This is a genomic window from Reyranella sp. GW821-FHT12G01, from assembly GCF_058806575.1.
The window spans coordinates 2,879,251-2,900,306 of the sequence record NZ_JBXAPV010000001.1; the positions used below are offsets into that span (position 1 = coordinate 2,879,251).

Annotated in this window: 21 protein-coding genes; 6 read left to right on the forward strand and 15 right to left on the reverse strand. The window is 65.9% G+C overall.

Annotated elements, in window-relative coordinates; genetic code table 11:
- Positions 1-186: 186 nt before the first annotated feature.
- Together AC1RP5_RS13920 and AC1RP5_RS13925 are read left to right on the forward strand one after the other, a co-directional pair.
- Positions 187-1,125, forward strand: coding sequence for an IclR family transcriptional regulator (locus AC1RP5_RS13920; protein ID WP_493111399.1), 939 nt, complete (start codon positions 187-189; stop codon positions 1,123-1,125).
- A 30-nt stretch (positions 1,126-1,155) separates the two neighbouring features.
- Positions 1,156-1,632 (forward strand): PaaI family thioesterase, encoded by a 477-nt coding sequence (locus AC1RP5_RS13925; RefSeq protein ID WP_493111401.1) that lies wholly within the window; start codon positions 1,156-1,158, stop codon positions 1,630-1,632.
- 9 nt (positions 1,633-1,641) lie between these two features.
- Here AC1RP5_RS13925 and AC1RP5_RS13930 read toward each other — a convergent pair whose 3' ends face one another.
- From AC1RP5_RS13930 to AC1RP5_RS13955, 6 genes are all read right to left on the reverse strand, one after another.
- On the reverse strand, positions 1,642-3,051 hold the full coding sequence (locus AC1RP5_RS13930) for a UdgX family uracil-DNA binding protein (protein ID WP_493111402.1): 1,410 nt from the start codon (positions 3,049-3,051) through the stop codon (positions 1,642-1,644).
- Positions 3,048-4,256, reverse strand: a complete 1,209-nt coding sequence (locus AC1RP5_RS13935) for a putative DNA modification/repair radical SAM protein (protein WP_493111404.1) — start codon at positions 4,254-4,256, stop codon at positions 3,048-3,050. Before AC1RP5_RS13935 ends, AC1RP5_RS13930 begins: the two co-directional genes overlap by 4 nt.
- Positions 4,257-4,359: 103 nt before the next feature.
- Positions 4,360-5,064, reverse strand: coding sequence for a dihydrofolate reductase family protein (locus AC1RP5_RS13940; protein ID WP_493111406.1), 705 nt, complete (start codon positions 5,062-5,064; stop codon positions 4,360-4,362).
- A gap of 28 nt (positions 5,065-5,092) precedes the next feature.
- Positions 5,093-5,665, reverse strand: coding sequence for a 2'-5' RNA ligase family protein (locus AC1RP5_RS13945; RefSeq protein ID WP_493111408.1), 573 nt, complete (start codon positions 5,663-5,665; stop codon positions 5,093-5,095).
- Between the two features lie 51 nt (positions 5,666-5,716).
- Complete coding sequence (locus AC1RP5_RS13950; RefSeq protein WP_493111410.1) at positions 5,717-6,169, reverse strand: GyrI-like domain-containing protein; 453 nt, start codon at positions 6,167-6,169, stop codon at positions 5,717-5,719.
- Positions 6,170-6,241: 72 nt separating this feature from the next.
- Entirely contained in the window at positions 6,242-6,901 is a 660-nt protein-coding gene (locus AC1RP5_RS13955; RefSeq protein WP_493111412.1) for a 2'-5' RNA ligase family protein, read from the reverse strand.
- Positions 6,902-6,994: 93 nt separating this feature from the next.
- On the opposite strand from AC1RP5_RS13955, the gene AC1RP5_RS13960 reads away from it, so the two are divergent.
- Positions 6,995-7,363 (forward strand): hypothetical protein, encoded by a 369-nt coding sequence (locus AC1RP5_RS13960; protein WP_493111413.1) that lies wholly within the window; start codon positions 6,995-6,997, stop codon positions 7,361-7,363.
- Position 7,364: 1 nt separating this feature from the next.
- Here AC1RP5_RS13960 and AC1RP5_RS13965 read toward each other — a convergent pair whose 3' ends face one another.
- The 6 genes from AC1RP5_RS13965 to AC1RP5_RS13990 all read right to left on the reverse strand — a co-directional run bounded on the left by AC1RP5_RS13965 (position 7,365) and on the right by AC1RP5_RS13990 (position 14,202).
- A complete protein-coding gene (locus tag AC1RP5_RS13965) occupies positions 7,365-7,793 on the reverse strand; it encodes a hypothetical protein (protein WP_493111415.1) in 429 nt (142 codons plus the stop codon).
- Between the two features lie 9 nt (positions 7,794-7,802).
- On the reverse strand, positions 7,803-8,591 hold the full coding sequence (locus AC1RP5_RS13970; RefSeq protein ID WP_493111416.1) for a 2-keto-4-pentenoate hydratase: 789 nt from the start codon (positions 8,589-8,591) through the stop codon (positions 7,803-7,805).
- Between the two features lie 32 nt (positions 8,592-8,623).
- The gene (locus AC1RP5_RS13975) at positions 8,624-9,412 is read right to left on the reverse strand and encodes a 2-keto-4-pentenoate hydratase (RefSeq protein ID WP_493111418.1); all 789 of its coding nucleotides are present in this window, start codon (positions 9,410-9,412) and stop codon (positions 8,624-8,626) included.
- Between the two features lie 73 nt (positions 9,413-9,485).
- Positions 9,486-11,735 (reverse strand): 3-hydroxyacyl-CoA dehydrogenase NAD-binding domain-containing protein, encoded by a 2,250-nt coding sequence (locus AC1RP5_RS13980; protein WP_493111419.1) that lies wholly within the window; start codon positions 11,733-11,735, stop codon positions 9,486-9,488.
- Between the two features lie 93 nt (positions 11,736-11,828).
- The gene (locus tag AC1RP5_RS13985) at positions 11,829-13,040 is read right to left on the reverse strand and encodes an acetyl-CoA C-acetyltransferase (RefSeq protein WP_493111421.1); all 1,212 of its coding nucleotides are present in this window, start codon (positions 13,038-13,040) and stop codon (positions 11,829-11,831) included.
- Positions 13,041-13,062: 22 nt separating this feature from the next.
- A complete protein-coding gene (locus tag AC1RP5_RS13990) occupies positions 13,063-14,202 on the reverse strand; it encodes an acyl-CoA dehydrogenase family protein (protein ID WP_493111423.1) in 1,140 nt (379 codons plus the stop codon).
- A gap of 182 nt (positions 14,203-14,384) precedes the next feature.
- Between AC1RP5_RS13990 and map the strand changes: the two genes are divergently transcribed.
- Positions 14,385-15,131, forward strand: coding sequence for a type I methionyl aminopeptidase (gene map / locus AC1RP5_RS13995; RefSeq protein WP_493111424.1), 747 nt, complete (start codon positions 14,385-14,387; stop codon positions 15,129-15,131).
- A 27-nt stretch (positions 15,132-15,158) separates the two neighbouring features.
- Here map and AC1RP5_RS14000 read toward each other — a convergent pair whose 3' ends face one another.
- From AC1RP5_RS14000 to AC1RP5_RS14010, 3 genes are all read right to left on the reverse strand, one after another.
- Positions 15,159-15,728 (reverse strand): hypothetical protein, encoded by a 570-nt coding sequence (locus tag AC1RP5_RS14000; protein WP_493111425.1) that lies wholly within the window; start codon positions 15,726-15,728, stop codon positions 15,159-15,161.
- 66 nt (positions 15,729-15,794) lie between these two features.
- On the reverse strand, positions 15,795-17,309 hold the full coding sequence (locus AC1RP5_RS14005) for a 3-hydroxyacyl-CoA dehydrogenase (RefSeq protein WP_493111427.1): 1,515 nt from the start codon (positions 17,307-17,309) through the stop codon (positions 15,795-15,797).
- A 111-nt stretch (positions 17,310-17,420) separates the two neighbouring features.
- A complete protein-coding gene (locus AC1RP5_RS14010; protein ID WP_493111429.1) occupies positions 17,421-19,322 on the reverse strand; it encodes a propionyl-CoA synthetase in 1,902 nt (633 codons plus the stop codon).
- A 93-nt stretch (positions 19,323-19,415) separates the two neighbouring features.
- On the opposite strand from AC1RP5_RS14010, the gene AC1RP5_RS14015 reads away from it, so the two are divergent.
- Both AC1RP5_RS14015 and AC1RP5_RS14020 read left to right on the forward strand, forming a co-directional pair.
- Entirely contained in the window at positions 19,416-20,003 is a 588-nt protein-coding gene (locus AC1RP5_RS14015) for a hypothetical protein (protein WP_493111431.1), read from the forward strand.
- 82 nt (positions 20,004-20,085) lie between these two features.
- Positions 20,086-21,054 (forward strand): Bug family tripartite tricarboxylate transporter substrate binding protein, encoded by a 969-nt coding sequence (locus AC1RP5_RS14020; protein ID WP_493111433.1) that lies wholly within the window; start codon positions 20,086-20,088, stop codon positions 21,052-21,054.
- The last annotated feature ends 2 nt before the right edge of the window (positions 21,055-21,056 follow it).

Here is a 21,056-nt window from a genome sequence, read left to right on the forward strand (position 1 = left end):
AATTCCCGAATCAGAGAGCAAAACTACGCCTCTGCAACTGACGATAAGTGAATCACGCATCTGTGACATGGCCGCTTTGCATGTTCGCAGGACAAAACCCGCTTCGGCGCATTGCGATAGACTTAAGCCAATGGCAGGTTCCGCTCCGCAAAGAAATAAACGGCCATTCACCAGGAGTAAGCGCCCATGGGCAACGTCAGCCATCTCGTCACGCGAACCGCCGCTTTCCAGAGCTCCGTCGAGAACGGTCTCGCCGAGGGAACGAGCAGCAAGGATCGGCAGTTCGTCACGGCGCTCGCCCGTGGCCTCGACATCCTGCGCGCCTTCCATGCCGGCGAAGGCATGCTGGGCAACCAGGAGATTGCTCATCGCACCGGTCTGCCGAAGCCGACCGTCGCCCGCCTCACCCACACGCTGACCGAGCTGGGCTACCTCAACTACATCCGCCGCTTCCGTAAGTACGAGCTGGGCGCCTCGGTGCTGGCACTGGGCTATGCCGCGATCTCTAGCATGGACGTCCGCCGCGCCTCGCGTCAGCCGCTGGAGCAGCTCGCGCACGCCCTCAACGCCTCGACCGCGCTGGGCGGCCGCGACCGTCATTCGATGATCTACCTCGAAGCCTGCCGTGGCCCGTCGGTCGTGGCGATCACCCACGATGTCGGCACGCGCGTTCCGATGGCGAGCACGGCGATGGGCCGCGCCTACCTGTTCTCGCTGCCGGACGTCGACCGCAACAAGCAGATCGACGCCATCCGCCGCCGCTGGCGCGACGACTGGGCCAAGGTGAAGACCGGCCTCGAGCGCTCGTTCAAGGAACTGACCGACCGCGGCTTCTGCGTCACCTGGGGCGAGTGGCTGCCCGAGCTGTGCGGCGTCGGCGCGCCGCTGCGCAACTCCGATGGCACGGCCGCCTATGCCGTCAATGCCTCGGCGCCGATCTACCAGATCAGCCGCGACCGTCTCGAAGCCGACTGGGGCCCGCGCCTGGTCAAGGTCGCGCGCGACATCCGCACCGGCATGGCCGCGCAGCCGGCCGTCACCGCCTCGGCCGGCCCGGCCGTGCGCCCGGTGATGACCAATGGCAACGGCCATCGGCCGCCGATGTCGGCGATGGCGCGCCGCTAGGCGCGCCTTCTTCCCAAAGGCTTTTCAGACATGGCGATCCAACGACCGGCCGATGCGCGGCCGGTCGCTTCCCACAAGTTCCGCGGCTTCAACGACCTGATCGGACATCAGGTCGTGTCGTGGCGGCATGGCTTCGTCGAGATGCGCCTCGACGTGCGGGCCGAACTCTGCAACGCCAACGGCCTGCTGCATGGCGGCGTGCTGATGACCCTGCTCGATTCGGCCAGCGGCTTTGCCTGCACCTTCAACGAGACGGCGACGGTTCGACGGCTCTCCGTCACGCTCGCCTTCACCACCCAATTCATCAAGGCCGCGCGCGAAGGCGACGTGCTCACCATCCTCGGCGCCTGGCGGCCCTCGACCAGCCAGAGCACCTTCGCGGCCGAAACCGAGATCTACGACCAGAAGGGCGACCTGATCGCCACCGGTGCCGGCACCTTCCGCTACCTCAAGGGTGAGCGCAGCGACGGCACGCTCGAGTTCCTCGATCAGAAAGCCGCGGACTAGCGCCCGACGCTACCTGCTCGCGGCGATCAGGCGGCGCACGGCCACCAGATCGTCGCGGAACGCTTCGTAGGCTTCGTGCCGCGCCGTCTCGTCCGGCAGGCGCAGCAGATAGGACGGGTGCACCGTCGCATACCCCGCCCACCCTTCCAGGACGATCGGCCCGCGCACCTTCAGCACCGAATGCGGCTTGCCGGTCAGCCCCAGCAAAGCCGTGCCGCCCATCGCGACCACGAGCCTCGGCCGCACGAAGGAAAGCTCGCGCTGCAGCCACCAGCGATAGCGTTTCACTTCGCCCGGGTTGGGGCGCTTGTGCAGCCGCTTCTTGCCGCGCGGCTCGTACTTGAAATGCTTCACCGCGTTGGTGACGTAGACGCGCGAACGATCGATGCCGGCCTCGGCCAGCGCCCTGTCGAAGAGCTGCCCGGCCGGCCCGATGAAGGGCCGCCCTTCCCGTTCCTCCTGGTCGCCCGGTTGTTCGCCCACGAAGGCGACGTCGGGCTCCATCGGCCCCTCGCCCAGCACCGCACGATCTGCACCGGGCGTCAGCGGCTCGGAGGCTGCGATCAGCCGGTTCAACTCGCCGAGCGTCTGCGGTCCCTGATCGGCCATCGCCGCCACGGCCTTCAACGGGTCGCGCTTTTCCCGTTCGGCCGCCTCGCGCGCGATCATCTCGCGGGCCCGTGCCGGCGCCTGCTGCACCAGACCGGCGATGGACGTCGCCTCGGGTAGATTGCGCCAGTACTTCTCCGGCATGTGCTGCCGCATCGCCTTCGGATTGAGGCGCGCCGGATTGAAGATGTTCTCGTAGTAGCAGCGCCACCCCTCTTCGAACGCATCCGATTGCGGCGCGTCGCTGCGTTGCGCGGGCGGCCCGACCATCAGCGCCGCGCGGTCCCAATGGAGCGAGCCGACCGGGGTCAGGATGGACCAGATCAGGCTCCGGAAGCGCTCCACGAAGAAACCTGCCGTCGCTTCGACGATGAAGTGCTGCGGCTCGAACCACGCGACGAACCGCTCGGCGCCGTCGGGATCGTGCGTTTCGCGGAAGCGAAGGAAAGCGTGCATCTTGTGCAGGTCGCGGCGCACCGACTTCGCCATCATCTCCAGCCGATGCACCAGCGGGTCGCTCTGCACCTCGAGAAGCGCGCGCTCGCCGTTCAGCACGCGCCAGATCGCGCCATAGAGCAGCGCATAGCGCTCCCGATCGGTGTGGCAGACCACGAGCTCGATCAGTTCGCCCAGGGCGCGCGGCAGGCCGACAGGTGGTGCTGCGTTCAAGACACTCTCGCCGAAGAGGTCGGCAGCGCCGGCCTGCGACCAGGCAACGGCTTCCGGCATGGCGCGGCGCGCCACCAATCCACGAACGGCCGCGCGGAAACCGCCCAGGTCCGCGCCCGGCTGCAGCGCGACGCCGATCAAAACAGGCTCGCCTGGACGGGCACGTCCGCAAGGCCGCTGCGAAGGTCCCGCCCGTCGGAGATCCGCGTCGGCCGGTAGTCGTCGGCAATCAGGAACGGCAGCAGCCGCTTCACGCTGCGCGCCAGTCGCGCCACGTCGGCCAGGCGCAGCCGCGCATGACGGCGCGCCGCGATAATCTTGTCGACGGACCGCACGCCCAGGCCCGGAATGCGCAGAAGCATCTCACGATCGGCGGTGTTCACGTCGAGCGGGAAACGATCGCGATTCCGCAAGGCCCAGGCCGACTTTGGATCGATGTCGAGAGCGAGCATGCCGTCATGGCCGGCGCTGGCGACCTCAGCAACAGAGAAGCCGTAGAAGCGCAGAAGCCAGTCCGCCTGATAGAGTCGATTCTCGCGCTGCAACGGCGGCGCCTTTTGCGGCAGCACGGCGCTCGGCGACGGGATCGGGCTGAAAGCCGAGTAGTAGACGCGACGCAGCGCATAATCCTTGTAGAGGGACGCGCTGGTCTGCAGCAGCGCTGCGTCGGTCGTCGCATCGGCGCCGACGATGACCTGCGTGCTCTGTCCTGCCGGCGAGAACTTGCGCCGGTCCTCCTTCGCCTCGTCGATCCGCTCCTTCATCTGGCCCATCGCCCCGGTGATCGACGCAGCCTTCTTCTCCGGCGCAAAGCGCGTGAGGCTCTCAGCCGATGCGAGCTCGATGTTGATCGACAGCCGGTCGGCGAATAGCCCGGCCTGTTCGATCAGCCAGGGATTGGCCTCCGGAATCGTCTTCAGATGGATGTAGCCCGCGAAGCCGTGCACGTGCCGCAGCGTCTTCGCGACCAGGACGAGCTGCTCCATCGTGTGGTCGGGATTGCGGATGATGCCCGAGGAGAGGAACAGGCCCTCGATGTAGTTGCGCTTGTAGAAATTGAGCGTCAGCGAGACGACCTCATCGACCGAGAAGCGCGCCCGCTCGACGTTCGAGGAGCGGCGGTTGATGCAATAGGCACAGTCGAACAGGCAGTAGTTGGTCAGCAGGATCTTGAGCAGCGACACGCAGCGTCCGTCGGGCGTGTAGGCGTGGCAGATGCCGTTGCTGGTCGAGCCGATGCCGTCGGGCCCCGCCGCCCGCTTCGGCGCGCCCGACGACGCGCAGGACGCATCGTACTTTGCCGCATCGGACAGGATGCGAAGCTTGGTCTTCAGCTTGTCGTCCACAAACGCCTCCGCAATGAAAGCCCGTTTGTTCTCTATATGTTCCCTTCATTTGCAGACGCAAGCATCACAAATTCTCTCGTTGATTCAATGACTTGAGGTCGAGCTATCCGGACGGTGTCGAACGCAACTTGTAGCGCAGCCACATCGTGCCGCCCTCGAGGACGTCGTGGCTCACGAGCGTCATGCTCTCGATCGGCGCTGGCCCGAGATCGGTATCCCCGGAGTTGAACAGGATCGGGCCGCCGGTGCTGCCGTCGATGACGGGACAGATCACCAGGCTCAGCTCGTCGATCAGGCCAGCCCGCAGCAGCGCGCCGTTCGCGCCGCCTCCGCCCTCCAGCATGATCCGCTCGATGCCGAGCTCGCGATTGAGCGTCTCCAGCGCCGCCGCGAGATCGACCTCGGTCTTGCCGGCGAAGATGTAGGACACGCCGTCGGCGCGCAGCCCGGCGAGGTGACGATCGGGCACCCCCTCGGTCAGAATCACCAGGATCGGATCGCCACCGATATCCTTGCGCGCCCACACCGCCTTGCCCTTGGCGTCGAGAAAGATCCCCCACGCCTTGGCCTCGCGCTGCGCGAACCAGTTTTCGCGCGGGAACACCTGGTCGGTCGGCGGGTAGTGCGGTTCCTTGCTCTTGGCAAACTCCTGCGCCGTGACGCGGCCGCACAGCCACGAGCCGCCGCCCATCTGGTCATGCAGGCGCTCGAACAGGTTGGGCACGACGTTGACCTTGGGCCGCCAGCGGCTCCCCCAGATGCGACCATCGACGCTGCTGACCATGTGGCAAAGGACGTAAGGCTTCATGCCTCGCAGCTTAGCCGAAAGCCGATCCTCAGGAGAATCCGGGAAACGACAACTGCCCGCCTCCGCCTCCTCCCGAGCCCAGCGGCAGGCGCGCGAGATGCCGATGTGTCGTCTTGCCCAGCAGGCTGTGCACGAGGACGACCTCGCGGGCCGTCCAGGTGATCGGAGCGACCTCACGGGACGGCAGGATCGCCTTGCTCCGCCACAATGTCATGTGAGGCATGAACGGCGGCTTCTTCTCGACGCCGGGAGGCGTCAGCACATCCCGAAGGCGCGTCGACAGTGCCTCAAGACCGGCAACGCCCTTGCCGCCATGCAGGACGAAGGCGCCGCCGCTGAGGCTCCGTGCGCGCGTGAAGGCGATCTGGAAGGCCGGCATCTCGACGTAGCTGGCTCGACGGACAAGCGTGGCGATGAATTCCGGCGGCGGCGGAAGCAAGGCATCTCCAACATGCCAAAGAGTGACATGCAGATGTTCCGGCAAGACCTCCGTGCCGGCGAAGCCCGATTCTTCCCGGAGTTTCCGGCGAGCGTCGCCAATCATGTCGACGGTCTTCGCGTCCGGCTTCACTGCGAAAAACAGACGGTCGGTGGCTCGCACAGAAGTCATCTCATCCCTCCTTCAAAGTGAAATGCCCTGCGCGGCTTTCGCTCAAGCGAGCTTGGCGTAGAGATAGGTTTCCTGTTTCGCCGGATCGCTGGCCGTCGCGCCGTAGACTTCCCAGTTCACGCCGGCGAGCTGCAGCTTCTCGGCGGCACACCATTCGAAGACCTTCTGCCACGCCGCGCCCATTCCATCGAAGGGACCGGTCATCACGTAGTGCACGGCGCGCCCGGCCGGCAGCTCGGATGCCACGACCTCGCCATTCGTCCCGATCGGCTTCGAGACGATCGTCCCCGGCTCCATCGACAGCACGCCATCGACCGGAGGCTGCCAGCGCGTGCAGGTGAGTCCGAGCGCTCCGGCGTCGAGCTTCGGCAGGGCCTCGTTGATCTTCGCGCGGGCCGACTGGTGCGCCTGCATGAGCTGGTTCATGGGGGCGGCGACCTTGACCACGGCGGTGAGCTGACGATCGACGGTGACGATGCTGCAATCAGATGACATTTAACTCTCCCGTTACATAACTTGTTAGTTATGGTTAGCGCAGGCTGAGAGAACGTGTCAACCGCGACGATCTCAGCCGAGGGGAATCCGGGCCACGTGACGGTGCGTCGTCTGACCGACGAGGCTGTGCACCAGCACGATCTCGCGAACCGTCCAGGCGATGGGCTCGACCGGCTCGGCTTCGATGTGCCGGCCGTCGTAGAGCAGCGTCACGTGCGGCGTATAGCGACGGGCCGGCCGCGGTGTGTCGTCGAGCGAATCGCTCAGGCGCTGCTGCAGCACTTCCATGCCGACCGTCGAATCGTCGCCCGTCAGCACCAGCGCCCCGTTGGAGAAGCTCATCAGCCGATCGAAGGCGACACGGAACGACGGCATCGGGATTTCCCCGGCACGCGCCATCCAGCCGTCGATCTCGTCCGCGTCCGGCAGCCCATGCCCTTCATGGACGGTCGCCAGGGTGACGTGGAAATGCCCGGTCTTGAGAAGGCGGCCTGTGAGGCCATGCCGGGCACGCCAGGCCGCGGCTTGCTCGGAGATCCGTTCGGCCGTCTCGGCATCGGGCAGGACCGCGAAGAACAGCCGGTCGGTGAAGCTCTGGCGGGTGCGGCGCAGGCCGGCATGACGCCGGCTGAGACGGTCCACACTGAGGCGCGACAGGCCCTGCTCCGGCCGCGGCGCCAGCGGCAGGCGTCCTCCGAACGTCTCGATCGTCGCTCCGAAAAGTGCGCCCAATTCCGCCTCCCTGATCATTTGTTCATGTTATGTTCCTATTGGGGATAAGGCAAGGGCTGCGGGCAGGCTGGAAACATTTGATACGATGGGCGGATGCAGATCCGTGGCTTCTACGAATTCGGCCATACCCTCGACGTGCTCGATGCGGAGAGCCATGGCTTCGCGCCGGCCGACGTGGCGCACGTCGACCGGTTCTGGGCCCATGGCGACATGCACGACAGTTCGGCGGGGTTCGTGCTGCAGCTCCGTGACGGCCGCCATGCCTATGCGGAGTTCCTGCACTGGCACGGCTTCGAGCAGGACGAGGATTTCCGGATCGACGTCGAGATTCTGGACGGTGCCGATCTGCCGACCGCGCCGCTGAAGGAACCCCTCCCCGGCGCCGAGCCCTGGCCGCCGGGCGGCTGGTCAGCCGAGACGGCCCATCTCGACCGCCTGCTCCTTCAGGGCGACCCGGACTGAGCTATTTCTTCGTCGCCTGCTCGCGCAGCGTCTCGGCGATCCTCTTGGCGTCGTAGGTCGGATAAAACTCGGTGCGGAACGCCTTCCATGCGCCCTGCTCCACCGCACGATTGACCTCGCGCAGCCGCGCCGGCGGCACGCGCAGGGTCACGATGTAGCCCAGGCCCATCGCGATGTACCAGGACTCGACCTGGATGCCCTCGGGCGGGAACTTCGCCCAGAAGCCCTGCTCCGTCTGGATCTTGTTGATCTCGTCCAGATTCATCGTCTGGTCATGCCGCATGATGACCGTGAGCAGGATGTAGTCCGACGGCGTGGCCGAAGGGCCCGGCACCGCGGCAGGCGGCGGCGGAGTCTGGGCCGCAGCCGGCAGGGTGAACGAGACACCTGTAAGCATTGCGATGGCGAGCCAGACTCCGAGTCGCTTCATGCCGATCTCCTACTTGATCGTGATCTCCGTCGAGCCGAGACCTTCGAACTCGGTCTTGGCGACACCAGAGCCCGGCAGGAACGCCGGCGGATGAACCGAACCAGTGAGGATCATGTCGCCGGCCTTGAGCTGCCTGCCATGCTTGTTGAGCGCATTGGCGAGCCAGGCGAGCGAGATCATCGCACCGCCCATGACGGCGCTGCCGGGACCGGACGCCAGTTCCTTGCCGTCGAGCGTCGAGCGGCCCTTGAGGCCGGCAAAGTCGAGCTTCTGCCAGTCCTTGATCTCGGTGCCGACGACCAGCGCCGCCTGCAGCACATTGTCGGCGATGCGCGCGGGGCCGGTCATCTTGGTGACGTCGGCATAGCGGTTGTCGACCAGCTCCATGCCGCAATGGAGCGCGCCGACATGGGCGCGGATGCTGTCAGCGGTGTAGGGCGCACCGCCGGCCGGCGCGTCCTTCGAGATGCGGGCAACCAGTTCGGGCTCGATGCCGGGCTTCAGCGGCCATCCCTTCTCGAACGATGCACCGCTCTGGCGCAGGCCGCTGTGATAGACGCCGGCAAAGACCGGCCCCGAGAGCTTCAGCGGCTCGTACTGCGTCGGCAAGGTCAGCGCCACCTTCCAGCCGGCGAACTTGTCGCCGGCCGCGGCATAGAGATCGTGGACCGCGAACTGGACCTTATAGGCGTCGGCCTCCGAGAGGTTGGCCGTCGCTGCAATGATGTCCATCGGCTTCTGCGAGCGCCTTCCCTCGGCGATCTTTTCGGCGAGGGCGGCGATTTCCTTGGCGTCCACGGCAATTCTCCTGACTTGAGCGAGCGATACGCTTACTTGACGGTGATCTCGGCGCCGCCCAGTCCGACGAACTCGGTCCTGGCAACGCCGGCTCCCGGCAGGAACTGCGGCGGGTGCACCGAGCCGGTGAGGATCATGTCGCCGGCCTTGAGCTGCTTGCCGCTGGCGATCAGCTTGTTGGCAAGCCAGGCGAGCGAGATCATCGCGCCGCCCATCACGTTGCTGCCGGGGCCGGCGCCGATCTCCTTGCCCTCGAACTCCGAGCGACCCTTCACGTTGACGAAGTCGGTCTTCTGCCAGTCCTTGATCTCGGTCCCGACGACGCAAGCCGCCTGCAGCACATCGTCGACGATGCGGCCCGGGCCGCCCAGCTTGGAGACGTCGCCGTAGCGATTCTCGACGACTTCCATGCCGCAATAGAGATTGGAGACGAAGCCCATGATCGACTGGGCGGTGTATTCCGTGCCGGCCGGCACGTCCTTGCCCATGCGCGCGACCATCTCGCATTCGACGCCGGCCTTCAGCGGCCAGCCCTTCTCGAACACCACGCCGCTCTGCTTGATGCCGCTGGTGTAGAGGCCGGCGAAGGCCGGGCCCGAGAGCTTCAGCGGCTCGTACTGCGCGGGAACGGCGAAGGCGACCTTCCAGCCCGCGAGCTTCCAGCCGGCGGCCTCGAGCTTGTCGTGGACCGCGAACTGGACCTTGTAGGCATCGGCTTCGGAGAGGCTGGCCGTTGCGTCGGCGAGCCAGTCCATCGTCGTCTTCGAGCGCCGACCTTCGACAATCCGGTCGGCGAGTGCGGCGATTTCCTTGGCGTCCACGGCAATTCCCTCCTGATTTGAGGGAGGGATAATTGCCGTGTCGCCGTGTCAGTGCAAGCGAAGCAGGCCCTGCTCAGGCCGCCTTCGCCGCATGGTAGTTGGCGTAGAAGCTCTCGCCCTTCGCCGCCATGTCGCGCAGCAGCTTCGGGACCTCGAACTGCGCGCCGTACTTTTTGGCGAAGTCGTCGCATTCGGCGACAAACTTCTTGATGCCGACCTGGTCGATCAGGCTGATCGCCCCGCCGGTCTGCGGCGCGAAACCCAGGCCCATGATCGAGCCCACGTCGCCGTCCTGCGGGTTGGTCAGCACGTTGCTTTCGAGACAGCGCGCGGTGTCGACCGCCTGGACATAGAGCAGGCGCTTCTTGATCTCGTCTTCCTTCTCGCGCTTGTCCTCGCCCTCGCCGTAGAGGAGCTTCGGATCGGCCGGGAAGTACTTCTGCAGCTCCGGCCACAGGCGCTTCTTGCCGTCGGCCGGATAGTCGTAGAAGCCCTTGCCGTTCTTGCGGCCGAAGCGCTCCAGCTTCTTGACCATCAGCTCGAGGATATCCTCGGTGCCGCCGCCCTCGAACTTCTGGCCGGCCGCCTCGGCGTCGCGACGAGTCTGGTCCATGATCTTCCACGACAGGTCGATGGCGACCTCGTCGTTCAGCGACAGCGGGCCGACCGGCATGCCGGCATAGCGCGCGCAGTTCTCGATCATGGCGGCAGGCACGCCCTCCTTCAGCATGCGGTGGCCTTCGCTGATGAAGGCGCCGCAGACGCGGGAGGTGAAGAAGCCGCGGCTGTCGTTCACGACGATCGGCGTCTTGCGGATCTTCTGGACGAGGTCCATCGCGCGGGCGAGCGTCTCGGGCGACGTCTTCTTGCCGACGATGATCTCGACCAGCGGCATCTTCTCGACCGGCGAGAAGAAGTGCAGGCCGATGAACTGCTCCGGCCGCGACGAGGCCTCGGCGAGGCCGGTGATCGGCAGCGTCGAGGTGTTGGACGCGAACACCGCGGTCTTCGGCAGAGCGGCCTCGGCCTTCTTGGTCGCCTCGGCCTTGACCTCACGGTTCTCGAACACGGCCTCGATCACGATGTCGCAGTCCTTGAGCGCACCGAAGTCCGGCGTCGCCGTGACCTTCGCGAGCAGCGCGTCGCACTTGGCCTGGTCCATGCGGCCGCGCTTCACGAGCTTGCCCAGCTCTTCGGCGATGTGGGCCTTGCCCTTGTCGGCCGCCGCCTGGTCGCGGTCGAGCAGCACGATGTCGAGGCCGGCCTGCACCGAGACGGTGGCGATGCCGGCGCCCATCAGGCCGGCGCCCAGCACGCCGATCTTCTTGTATTCCTGCTTCGGCACGCCCTTGGGCCGGCGCACCAGCTTGTTGGCTTCCTGCAGGCCGAAGAACAGCGTGCGGATCATGCTCTTGGCGACGGGATCGCGCAGCAGCGAGACGAAGTAGCGCGTCTCGACCTTGAGCGCGGAGTCGAACGGGAGCTGCAGGCCTTCATAGACGCAGCTCATGATCGCCTTCGGCGCCGGATAGACGCCATTGGTCTTGCCGCGAATCATGGCGCTGCCGCCGATGAAGGTCATGACGCCCGGCGGGCTCCAGACCTGGCCACCGGGGAAGCCCGGCGTCTTGAAGCCCTTGCGGTCCCACGGCTGCACCGCGCGGCCGTCGATCGGCTTGGCGCCCTTGCCGGCATATTCCGGTACGACCTGCTCGGTCGGCGGCGCGGTCAGCCACGCCTTGGCGCGGGCCAGCAGCTCGCCCGCCGGAACGACCTCGTGGATCAGGCCGAGGTTCTTGGCGGCGTCGACCGTGAGGTCCTTGCCTTCGAGCAGGATCGGTGCGGCGTTCTGCACGCCGATCAGGCGCGGAATGCGCTGCGTGCCGCCGCCGCCTGGCAGCAGGCCGATCTTCACCTCGGGCTGACCGACCTTGGTCTTCGGATTGGCCGCGGCGATGCGGTAATGCGTGGCGAGGCAGATCTCGAAGCCGCCACCCAGCGCCGTGCCGTTGATCGCCGCGACGATCGGCTTGCCGCCGGTCTCCTGCTGGCGAAACATCTTCTGGAGCTGGCTGAACTGCTCCATCAGCTTCGACGCATCGGACGTGTCGAGGCTCAGGATCATCTCGAGGTCGGCGCCGGCAATGAAGCTGTCCTTGCCCGACGTTATGATGATGCCCTTGACCTTCTCGTCCTTCAGTGCGGTGCCGAGCGCGCCGGCATAGGCCGTCATCGAGGCCTCGTTCAGCACGTTCATCGCGCGGTTGGGCATGTCCCAGGTGATGGTGGCGATGCCGTCCGAATCGACGTTGTAGTTGATCATAGTAGTAGTCCTTTCATGGTCGCCCGGACCGCGGGCCTCCAGGCCCGCATCAGAGTCATGAGCGGGCCTGGAGGCCCGCGGTCCGTATGAGCGTTAGACGCGCTCGATGATGGTGGCCGTGCCCATGCCGCCGCCGACGCAGAGCGTGGCGAGGCCGGTCGAGAGGTTGCGGCGCTCGAGCTCGTCGAGCAGCGTGCCGAGGATCATCGCGCCGGTGGCGCCCAGCGGATGGCCCATGGCGATCGCGCCGCCGTTCACGTTGATCTTGTCGTGCGGCATCTTGAGGATCTGCATGTAGCGCAGCACGACGGCGGCGAAGGCCTCGTTCAGCTCGAACAGGTCGATGTCGTTCACCGACATGCCCGCGCGCTTCAGCGCCTTCTCCGAAGCCGGCGCCGGGCCGGTCAGCATGATCGCCGGCTCCGAGCCGATCGACGCGAAGGAGCGGATGCGGGCGCGCGGCTTGAGGCCGGCCTTCTCGCCGAACTCCTTGGTGCCGAGCAGGATCGCGGCGGCGCCGTCGACGATGCCCGACGAGTTGCCGGCATGATGGACGTGCGTCAGCTTCTCGATCTCGGGATAGCGCTGCTGCGCCACCGCGTTGAAGCCCGGCATCACCTCGCCCTGCATCTTGAAGCTGGGCTCCAGCGAGGCCAGCGTCTGCATGGTCGTGGTCGGGCGCATCAACTCGTCATGGGCCAGCAGCTCGATGCCGTTCTGGTCCTTCACCGGCACGATCGACTTCTTGAAGTAGCCGGCGTCCCAGGCGGCCTTGGCGCGCTTCTGCGACTCGACGGCGTAGCTGTCGACGTCGTCGCGGCTCATGCCGTACTTGGTCGCGATCAGGTCGGCCGAGATGCCCTGCGGCACGAAGTACATCGGGATCGCCACGGCCGGATCGACCGCCCAGGCACCGCCATCCGAACCCATCGGCACGCGGCTCATGCTCTCGACGCCGCCGCCGATCGCGGCCTGGCTCTGGCCCGACATGACCTGCGCCGCCGCCATGTTGGTGGCTTCGAGGCCCGAGGCGCAGAAGCGGTTGATCTGCACGCCCGAGACGCTCTCGGCATAGCCCGCCATTACCGACGCGGTGCGCGCGATGTCGGCACCCTGCTCGCCGATCGGCATCACACAGCCCAGGACGATGTCGTCGACCAGGTGCGTGTCGAGCTTGTTGCGGTCGCGCACGGCCTGAAGCGCGGTGACGGCCAGACGCACCGGCGTCACTTCATGCAGGGAGCCGTCCTTGCGGCCCTTGCCACGCGGCGTGCGGACGGCGTCGTAAATGTATGCGTCGGTCATGTCGGTCTCCTTATTCCAAAACTTAAAGCGTGCGGCCGATCAGCTCTTTCATGATCTCGTTGGTGCCGCCGTAGATCTTCTGCACGCGGGCGTCGGCGTAGAGACGCGCGATCGGGAATTCCCACATGTAGCCGTAGCCGCCGTGGAACTGCAGGCACTCGTCGATCAGCTCGCACTGCAGCTCGGTCGTCCAGTACTTGGCCATCGCCGCGGTCGCGACGTCGAGCTCGCCCTTGAGATGCCTCGCCACGCAATCGTCGACGAACACGCGCGCGATATGGGCCTTGGTCTTGAGTTCCGCCAGCTTGAAGCGCGTGTTCTGGAAATCGATGATCTGCTTTCCGAACGCCTTGCGCTCCTTCACGTAGGCGAGCGTATGTTCCAGCGCCGCTTCGATCGCCGCCACCGCCTGGATGGCGATGACCAGCCGCTCCTGCGGAAGCTGCTGCATCAACTGCACGAAGCCCATACCCGGCCCACCGAGCAGATGATCGGCCGGCACGCGCACGTCCTGGAAGAACAGTTCCGACGTGTCCTGCGCCTTCATCCCGATCTTCTCGAGATTGCGGCCGCGCTTGAAACCTTCGCTCTTCGTCTCGACGGCGATTAGCGACGTGCCCTTGGCGCCGAGCGCGGGATCGGTCTTGGCGACGACGATCACCAGGTCGGCGAGCTGGCCGTTGGAGATGAACGTCTTGGAACCGTTGATGACCCAATGGTTGCCGTCCATGACGGCGGTCGTCTTGACCGACTGCAGATCCGAGCCCGTGCCCGGCTCGGTCATGGCGATGGCCGTGACCAGCTCGCCCGAACAGGCCTTCGGGATCCACTTCTTCTTTTGCTCCTCGGTGCCGTAGTGGAGCAGGTAAGGAACGACGATGTCGTTATGCAGCGAGAAGGCCGGACCCGACGCCAGCGCGCGGCCCTGCTCCTCGATCATGATGGCGCTGTAGAGGAAATCGGCGCCGGCGCCGCCATAGGCCTCCGGCATGGTCATGCCCAGAAGCCCCTGCTCGCCCGCCTTGCGCCACAGCTCGCGCGGCACGATCCCCTCCTCCTCCCACTTCATGTGGAACGGAGTCACTTCCTTCTCGAAAAAGCGCCGGCAGGTGTCGCGGAACATCTGGTGTTCGGGCGTGTAATGCGCGGCCAAAGCGGTCACGAGCGTCGTCCTCCAACGAACAGGATAGTCAGTCTTCTTGGGAGGACTGTGGGCTGCCGACGGTTTATCCGCCAGTGACTCGGGATGTAGTTTACCTTTACGTAAACGTCAACGCACAGAACCGGCGAAGGACGCGAAGTTTCGCGTGCAGAACCGGGCGCTGGGGGCTACGGAGCGCGGCCATGACCATCGAAAATGAAGAGCAACTCGAAAAGCTGCGTGTCATCGGCAAACTGGTGGCCCGCACCCTGACGGCCATGGGCGAAGCGCTGGAACCCGGCATGACCACCAAGGAACTGGACGACCTTGGCCGCGCCCTGCTGGAAAAGGAAGGCGCACGCTCCGCGCCCGAACTCACCTACAACTTCCCCGGCGCGACCTGCATTTCGGTCGGTCCCGACTGCGCGCACGGCATTCCGGACGGCACGAAGGTCAAGGCGGGCGACCTGATCAACATCGACGTCTCGGCCGAGCTCGACGGCTTTTTCGGCGACACCGGCGCGAGCTTCGCCGTTCCTCCGACCAGCCCGCGCATCGAACGCCTCTGCGAGGATGGCCGCCGCGCCATGTGGGCCGGCATTCGCGCCGTAAAGCCCGGCGCGCGGCTGAACGAGGTCGGCCGGGCGATAGAGACCTTCGCCCAGAAGAACGGCTACAGCCTCGTCCGCAACCTCGCGAGCCACGGTGTCGGCCGGTCGCTGCACGACGAGCCGTCGGAAATCCCGACCTGGTACGAGAAGCGCGACCGCCGCAAGATCACCGAGGGTCTCGTCTTCACGATCGAGCCCTTCCTGTCGCTCGGCGCCGACTACGTCGACCAGCTCGACGATGGCTGGACGCTGTGCCCTCCCGGACACGAAGCCACCGTGCAGTACGAACACACGCTGGTCGCGACCCGCCGCGGACCGTTGATCCTGACGCTCGCGTGAGCGCGAAGCCCGGCCGCTACTTCACCGCTACTTGACGGTGGGACAGGCCGCCGCGGGCAAGCGTGAATCGCAGACGCTGACGTCCTCGATGTATTTCTTGATCGTTTCCAGCCGATCAGGCGACGGCACCGAGCGCACGGCACGCTGCACGACGTAGAAACTGTCGTTGCCCTTGATCGCCTTCAGCATCGCCGTCTCCGGCTTGCCCGTCGAGGCGAGCAAGGGACAGCGCAGTAGGACCGACGCGGACTCGTAGCCGTTCACCTTGCCGGTCGTGACCGGCGTCGACGTGCTGCCCTTGCAGGCGCCGGACCACTGCTTCTGCATGGCATTGAGGAACTGCGACGGCTCGATGTCCTTGCGGCTCAGGAAGACCTGGACCGTGACCATCTCCGTCCAGTTCTGCACCGTCTCCGCGGACGGCACGAACTCCTGCATGTTCATGCCGTTCTTGGAGTCCTTGAAGCCGAGCTTGAAGCCTTGCGGCATGCCGACCAGCAGGTTCTCGTTCTTGAGCTGCTGCGCCTGCAGCGCACTGCCGCCGAGGCACATCGACAGGCCGAGACCTGCTGCCGCCCACTTGCTCCGCTTCGTCATCCAGATCCCCTGCAAGGTTGCAGGGGATTGAACGGCGATTGAGCGCCGCTGTTCCCTGTCGGCTCTCTATTCGACCGTCGTCGCGCTCAGCCCCAGCATCGCGCGACGGCGCAGCCACTGGCTCGGACGATAGCGGTCGTCGCCGGTGATCGCCTGGATCTGCACCAGGATCTCGTGGCACTCCTTGACGCCCAGCCAGTCGGCCAGCGCCAGCGGGCCGCGCGGATAGTTGAGGCCGAGCGTCATCGCCGTGTCGACGTCGGCGGCCGAGGCGATGCCAATCATCGCCATCTCGCAGCCGAGATTGGCGATCATCGAGCACATGCGCTGGGCGATGAAGCCGGGCGAATCCTTGATCACCGTCACCTTGGTGCCTGACTTGGCGAGCAGCGCCACGGTGGCGTCGCGGATGGCCGGATCGAAGCCCGGCGCCATCATGATCGTGATGCGCTTGGAGACGTCGCCGGTCAGGTCGACCGCGACGGTACGCTTCGGATCGAGGCCAAGCTCGATGGCCGTCGTCGTGCAGTCCTTGCCGATCGGCGCGACGAGGATCGGGCTCTTGCCGTCGTCGGCCGCCAGCATCTTGGCGCCGTCGCCGCTCACCAGGCCGAGCAGCTTCTTGTTGTGCGTGTCCATGATGACGACGCTCGACGCCGGCACGTGCGAGGTCGGATGGTCGGCGCCCGAATCGATCTTGGCGCCCTTCTCGTCGTAGCCGTACCAGCCGCCGCCGGTCTTGCGGCCGAGCTTGCCCGCCGCATAGAGGCTCTCGTGATAAGGGCTCGGCGTCATGCGCCGGTCATGGAAGAAGCCTTCGTAGATGATCTTGCGCGCCGGGAAGTTCACGTCGATGCCGGTGAGGTCCATCAGCTCGAACGGTCCCATGCGGAAGCCGCAGCTGTCGCGCATGACGGCGTCGACCTGCGAGGGCGTCGCGCGGCCTTCCTGCATGATACGCAAGCCTTCGGTGCCGATCGCGGTGCCGCCAAGATTGACCAGGAAGCCCGGCGTGTCGCCGACCACGACCGGCACGCGCGTCTGACGCTTGCCCAGCGCCACCATGGCGTCGACCACCCACTGCGCGGTGTCGGCGGCGCGGATGACCTCGACCAGCTTCATCAGCGGCACGGGGTTGAAGTAGTGCATGCCGCAGATGCGGTCGCGATGCTTCAGCGAGCGCGCGATCGAGGCGATGCGGATCGACGAGGTGTTCGAGGCCAGGATGGCGTCGGGCGCGATCACCGCCTCGAGTTCGCCGAACAGCTTCTGCTTCACCTCGAGATTCTCGAACACCGCCTCGACGACGACGTGGCAGCCCTTGAGGTCCTCGATCTTGTCGGCGACGCCGAGGTTGGCGTCGGTCTTCGCCAGATCGGCATCGGTGAGGCGGCCCTTCGCGACCAGCCCCTTCAGCGTGTCGAGGATCGCGGCCTTGGCCTTCGCCGCACCGCCGGGTGCGGCGTCGAACATGATGGCCTTCATGCCGCCCTGCGCAGTGACCTGCGCAATGCCACGGCCCATGGCGCCGGTTCCCACGACGCCGACGGTGAGATCGGCGCGGTTGATGTCGAGACTCATACTTCCTCCAAACAATCGACTGTCGTCTTCAAAGCAACGGTGTCATCCCGAGCGCAGCGAGGGATCCTTCAGGGCCTCGCGAAGGATCCCTCGCTGCGCTCGGGATGACAATCAGTTCGCAAACCCGGCCGTCTTCAGGCCGTCCTTGATTTCATCCAGCACCGCCGGATCTTCGATCGTGGCCGGCAGGGTCCACGGTTGGCTGTCGGCCATCTTCTGCATCGTGCCGCGCAGGATCTTGCCGGAGCGTGTCTTGGGCAGCCGCTGCACGACCAGCGCGCTCTTGAAGAAGGCGACCGGCCCGATGCGGTCGCGCACCATCTGCACGACCTCGTTGGTGATCTCCTGCGATGGCCGGTTGACGCCGGCCTTCAACACCAGGAAGCCGAGCGGCACCTGACCCTTCAGCTCGTCGGCGATGCCGATCACCGCGCATTCGGCGACGTCGTTGTGTGCCCCCAGCACTTCCTCGATCTGCCCCGTCGAGAGGCGATGGCCGGCGACGTTGATCACGTCATCGACACGCGTCATCACCGAGACGTAGCCATCGGCATCGATGAAGCCTGCATCGCCGGTTTTGTAGTAGCCGGGGAACTCGCTCATGTAGCTCTGCTTGTAGCGCTCGTCGGCGTTCCACAGCGTCGGGAAGGTTCCCGGTGGCAGCGGCAGCTTGCCGGCCAATGCGCCGACCTCACCGGCCTTCATCTGATGGCCGTTCTCGTCGAGCACGTCGAGATGCCAGCCCGGTGACGGCACCGAGGTCGAACCGAGCTTCACCGGCATCGGATCGAGGCCCTGGAAATTGCCGCAGATCGCCCAGCCGGTCTCGGTCTGCCACCAGTGATCGACCACCGGCACGCCGAGAAGCTTCTGCGCCCATTCGACGGTCGGCGGATCGCCGCGCTCGCCCGCCAGGAACAGCGTGCGGAACTTCGAGAGGTCGTACTGCTTCAGCAGCTTGCCGTCGGGATCCTCGCGCTTGATCGCGCGGAACGCGGTCGGCGCGGTGAACAGCGCCATCGCCTTGTGCTCGGAGATCACGCGCCAGAAGGCGCCAGCGTCGGGTGTACCGACCGGCTTGCCCTCGTAAAGGATCGAAGTCGCGCCGTGGATCAGCGGCCCGTAGACGATGTAGCTGTGGCCCACGACCCAGCCCACGTCCGAGGCGCACCAGTACACTTCGCCCGGCTCGACGCCGTAGAGGTTCTTCATCGACCAGGCGAGCGCCACGCAGTAGCCGCCGGTATCGCGCACCACGCCCTTGGGCTGCCCGGTCGTGCCCGACGTGTAGAGAATGTAGAGCGGATCGGTCGCCTTCACCGGCACGCATTGCGCGGGCTGTGCCGCCGCGAGCGCCTCGTTCCAGTCGAGGTCGCGACCGGCCACCATCGTCGCGGCGCATTGCGGCCGCTGCAGGAGAATGACTCGCGGCACCTTGTGCGCCGCCTGCTCGATCGCCTGATCGACCAGCGGCTTGTACTGCACGATGCGCGTCGGCTCGATGCCGCACGAGGCAGTGAGGATGAGCTTCGGCACGCAATCGTCGATGCGGCTCGACAGTTCCTTGGCCGCAAAGCCGCCGAACACCACCGAGTGAACCGCTCCAATGCGCGCGCAGGCGAGCATCGCCATCACCGCTTCGGGGATCATCGGCATGTAGAGGATGACGCGATCACCCTTGCCCACGCCTTGCGCGGCGATCATGCCCGCAATGCGCGCCACGTGATCGCGCAGTTCGCGGTAGGTGAAGGTCTTCTTCGTGTTGGTGAGCGGCGAATCGTAGATCAGCGCCGCCTGCTCGGCGCGCCCGCCCTCGACATGACGGTCCAGCGCATTGTGGCAGGCGTTGAGTTCACCGCCCTCGAACCAGCGATAGAAAGGCGGATTGGCGCCGTCGAGCACCTTGTCCCAGCGCTTCGTCCAGTCGATTGCGGCCGCCTGCTCCGCCCAGAAACCTTCCGGGTCGCTGAGCGAGCGCGCATGCACGGCGCGATACTTGTCCCCGACGGCCATGAGGTTTCTTCTCCCTTGTCGCAGGCAGGATTAACGCCGGGCATGGACGGCCGCAATCCGGATGTGGGACGATGGCGCATACGGAGGATTTCGATGCGCAGACATTTCATGGCAAGCCTGCTGGCCAGCCTCACGGCGACGGCGTTCCTGGCAGCCACGGCCAATGCCCAGGCACCGGCACAGTCCCAGATACCCACTCTGACTCTGGCCGCTGGCCCTGCGACCGCGGCCACTGGCTGGATCGACTACAAGCCCGAGGGCGGCCGCTTCCGCGTCGACATGCCGACCTTGCCGAAGATCACCATCGTCCAGGTCCCGATCGGCAACAACAACACCGTGCCGATGACCGAGGCGACCTCGGTCGTCCGGCAGGTCGCCTATTCCGCCTCGTATACCGACTATCCCGCCACCGTCACCAAGGGTGCGGCGGCCGAAGTCATCCTGAACCAGGTGCGCAACGGCGCGGGCCAGAGCGCCACCATCCGCGACGAGAAGAAGCTGCAGCTCGGCCGCGCCGAGGGCCGCGAATACACCGTCGTGCAGAGCAATGGCAGCGTCTCCATCACACGCATCTACTGGTCGCGCGGCCGACTCTTCCAGGTACTGGTCGAGGGCAAGGCTGGCATCGAAACCCAGCCTGCGACGCGCCACTTCCTGGAGTCGTTCGCGCTGGTTCAGTAACCAGCTCATGCGCTGACGAGGCTGTCGCCTCGTCCGTCTCCCCGCTATCCTCCCGGCAACAAAATGTTCCTGGGAGGGAACGATGATCGGTCGCCGTGAGGTGACATTGGGCGCGCTCGCCGCGCTCGCGTCGACGCGTGTGCAGGCTCAATCCACCAATTGGCCCGCCAAGCCGATCCGCCTGATCGTGCCCTACGGGCCTGGCGGCTCGGCCGATCAGGTCGCCCGCCTCTACGCCGAGAAGATGAGCGCATCGCTCGGCCAGCAGATCATCGTCGAGGACAAGCCCGGCGCATCCGGCGGTGTCGGCGCACAGATGGTCGCGACCTCTCCGCCCGACGGCTACACGCTTCTCCTGTCGCCGACCGCGATCATGGCGATCACGCCGGCAGCACGAAAGGTGCCGTACAATCCCGAAGACCTCGTGGCCGTCGCGCGCCTGTCAACACCGATCCTCGTCGTCACCTTGACCAATGCGCTGGGCGTCAAGGACTGGGCCGGCTTCGTGGCGCTGGCCAAGGCGAACCCGGGCAAATACTGGTTCGGCTCGTCGGGCCTCGGCACCATCACCCATCTCACCGGCGAAGTGCTGACCCGTGCCGCCGGTATCCAGATGCAGCACTCGCCCTACAAGACCATCGTCGATGCGACGGGCGACGTGTTCGACGGTCGCATCCAGATGGTCTTCGATCCCTCCTTCGTGCCCTACGCCAAGGCCGGCAAGGTGCGCGCCGCCTTCGTCGACCAGCCGTCGCGGATGGCCGATCTTCCCGACACGCCGACCGCGACCGAGGTCGGCCTCGATCTCAAGGGTTTCAGGGCGCGCAGCTGGTTCGGCCTGTTCGCGCCCAAGGGCACGCCCGAGCCCGTCCTGAAGCGACTGTCGGATGCTGCGGCACAGGCCGCTTCACTGCCCGACATGAAGGAGAAATTGCTCCTCGTGGCGCAGAACGTGGATCATCAATCCAACGTCGAGTTTGCGCGTCAGGTGCGCGAGGACCAGGCTTATTTCGCAAAGCTGCTGAAGGACCTCGATATCAAGCTGGAGTAGTC

What these genes read in the sequence shown, in the direction of transcription:
- AC1RP5_RS13920 (WP_493111399.1), top strand. Translation starts at nt 187, where the DNA reads ATGGGCAACGTCAGCCATCTCGTCACGCGAACCGCCGCTTTCCAGAGC.
- AC1RP5_RS13925 (WP_493111401.1), top strand. Translation starts at nt 1,156, where the DNA reads ATGGCGATCCAACGACCGGCCGATGCGCGGCCGGTCGCTTCCCACAAG.
- AC1RP5_RS13940 (WP_493111406.1), bottom strand. Translation starts at nt 5,064, where the DNA reads ATGAAGCCTTACGTCCTTTGCCACATGGTCAGCAGCGTCGATGGTCGC.
- AC1RP5_RS13950 (WP_493111410.1), bottom strand. Translation starts at nt 6,169, where the DNA reads ATGTCATCTGATTGCAGCATCGTCACCGTCGATCGTCAGCTCACCGCC.
- AC1RP5_RS13960 (WP_493111413.1), top strand. Translation starts at nt 6,995, where the DNA reads ATGCAGATCCGTGGCTTCTACGAATTCGGCCATACCCTCGACGTGCTC.
- AC1RP5_RS13965 (WP_493111415.1), bottom strand. Translation starts at nt 7,793, where the DNA reads ATGAAGCGACTCGGAGTCTGGCTCGCCATCGCAATGCTTACAGGTGTC.
- AC1RP5_RS13980 (WP_493111419.1), bottom strand. Translation starts at nt 11,735, where the DNA reads ATGATCAACTACAACGTCGATTCGGACGGCATCGCCACCATCACCTGG.
- AC1RP5_RS13985 (WP_493111421.1), bottom strand. Translation starts at nt 13,040, where the DNA reads ATGACCGACGCATACATTTACGACGCCGTCCGCACGCCGCGTGGCAAG.
- map (WP_493111424.1), top strand. Translation starts at nt 14,385, where the DNA reads ATGACCATCGAAAATGAAGAGCAACTCGAAAAGCTGCGTGTCATCGGC.
- AC1RP5_RS14000 (WP_493111425.1), bottom strand. Translation starts at nt 15,728, where the DNA reads ATGACGAAGCGGAGCAAGTGGGCGGCAGCAGGTCTCGGCCTGTCGATG.
- AC1RP5_RS14005 (WP_493111427.1), bottom strand. Translation starts at nt 17,309, where the DNA reads ATGAGTCTCGACATCAACCGCGCCGATCTCACCGTCGGCGTCGTGGGA.
- AC1RP5_RS14010 (WP_493111429.1), bottom strand. Translation starts at nt 19,322, where the DNA reads ATGGCCGTCGGGGACAAGTATCGCGCCGTGCATGCGCGCTCGCTCAGC.
- AC1RP5_RS14015 (WP_493111431.1), top strand. Translation starts at nt 19,416, where the DNA reads ATGCGCAGACATTTCATGGCAAGCCTGCTGGCCAGCCTCACGGCGACG.
- AC1RP5_RS14020 (WP_493111433.1), top strand. Translation starts at nt 20,086, where the DNA reads ATGATCGGTCGCCGTGAGGTGACATTGGGCGCGCTCGCCGCGCTCGCG.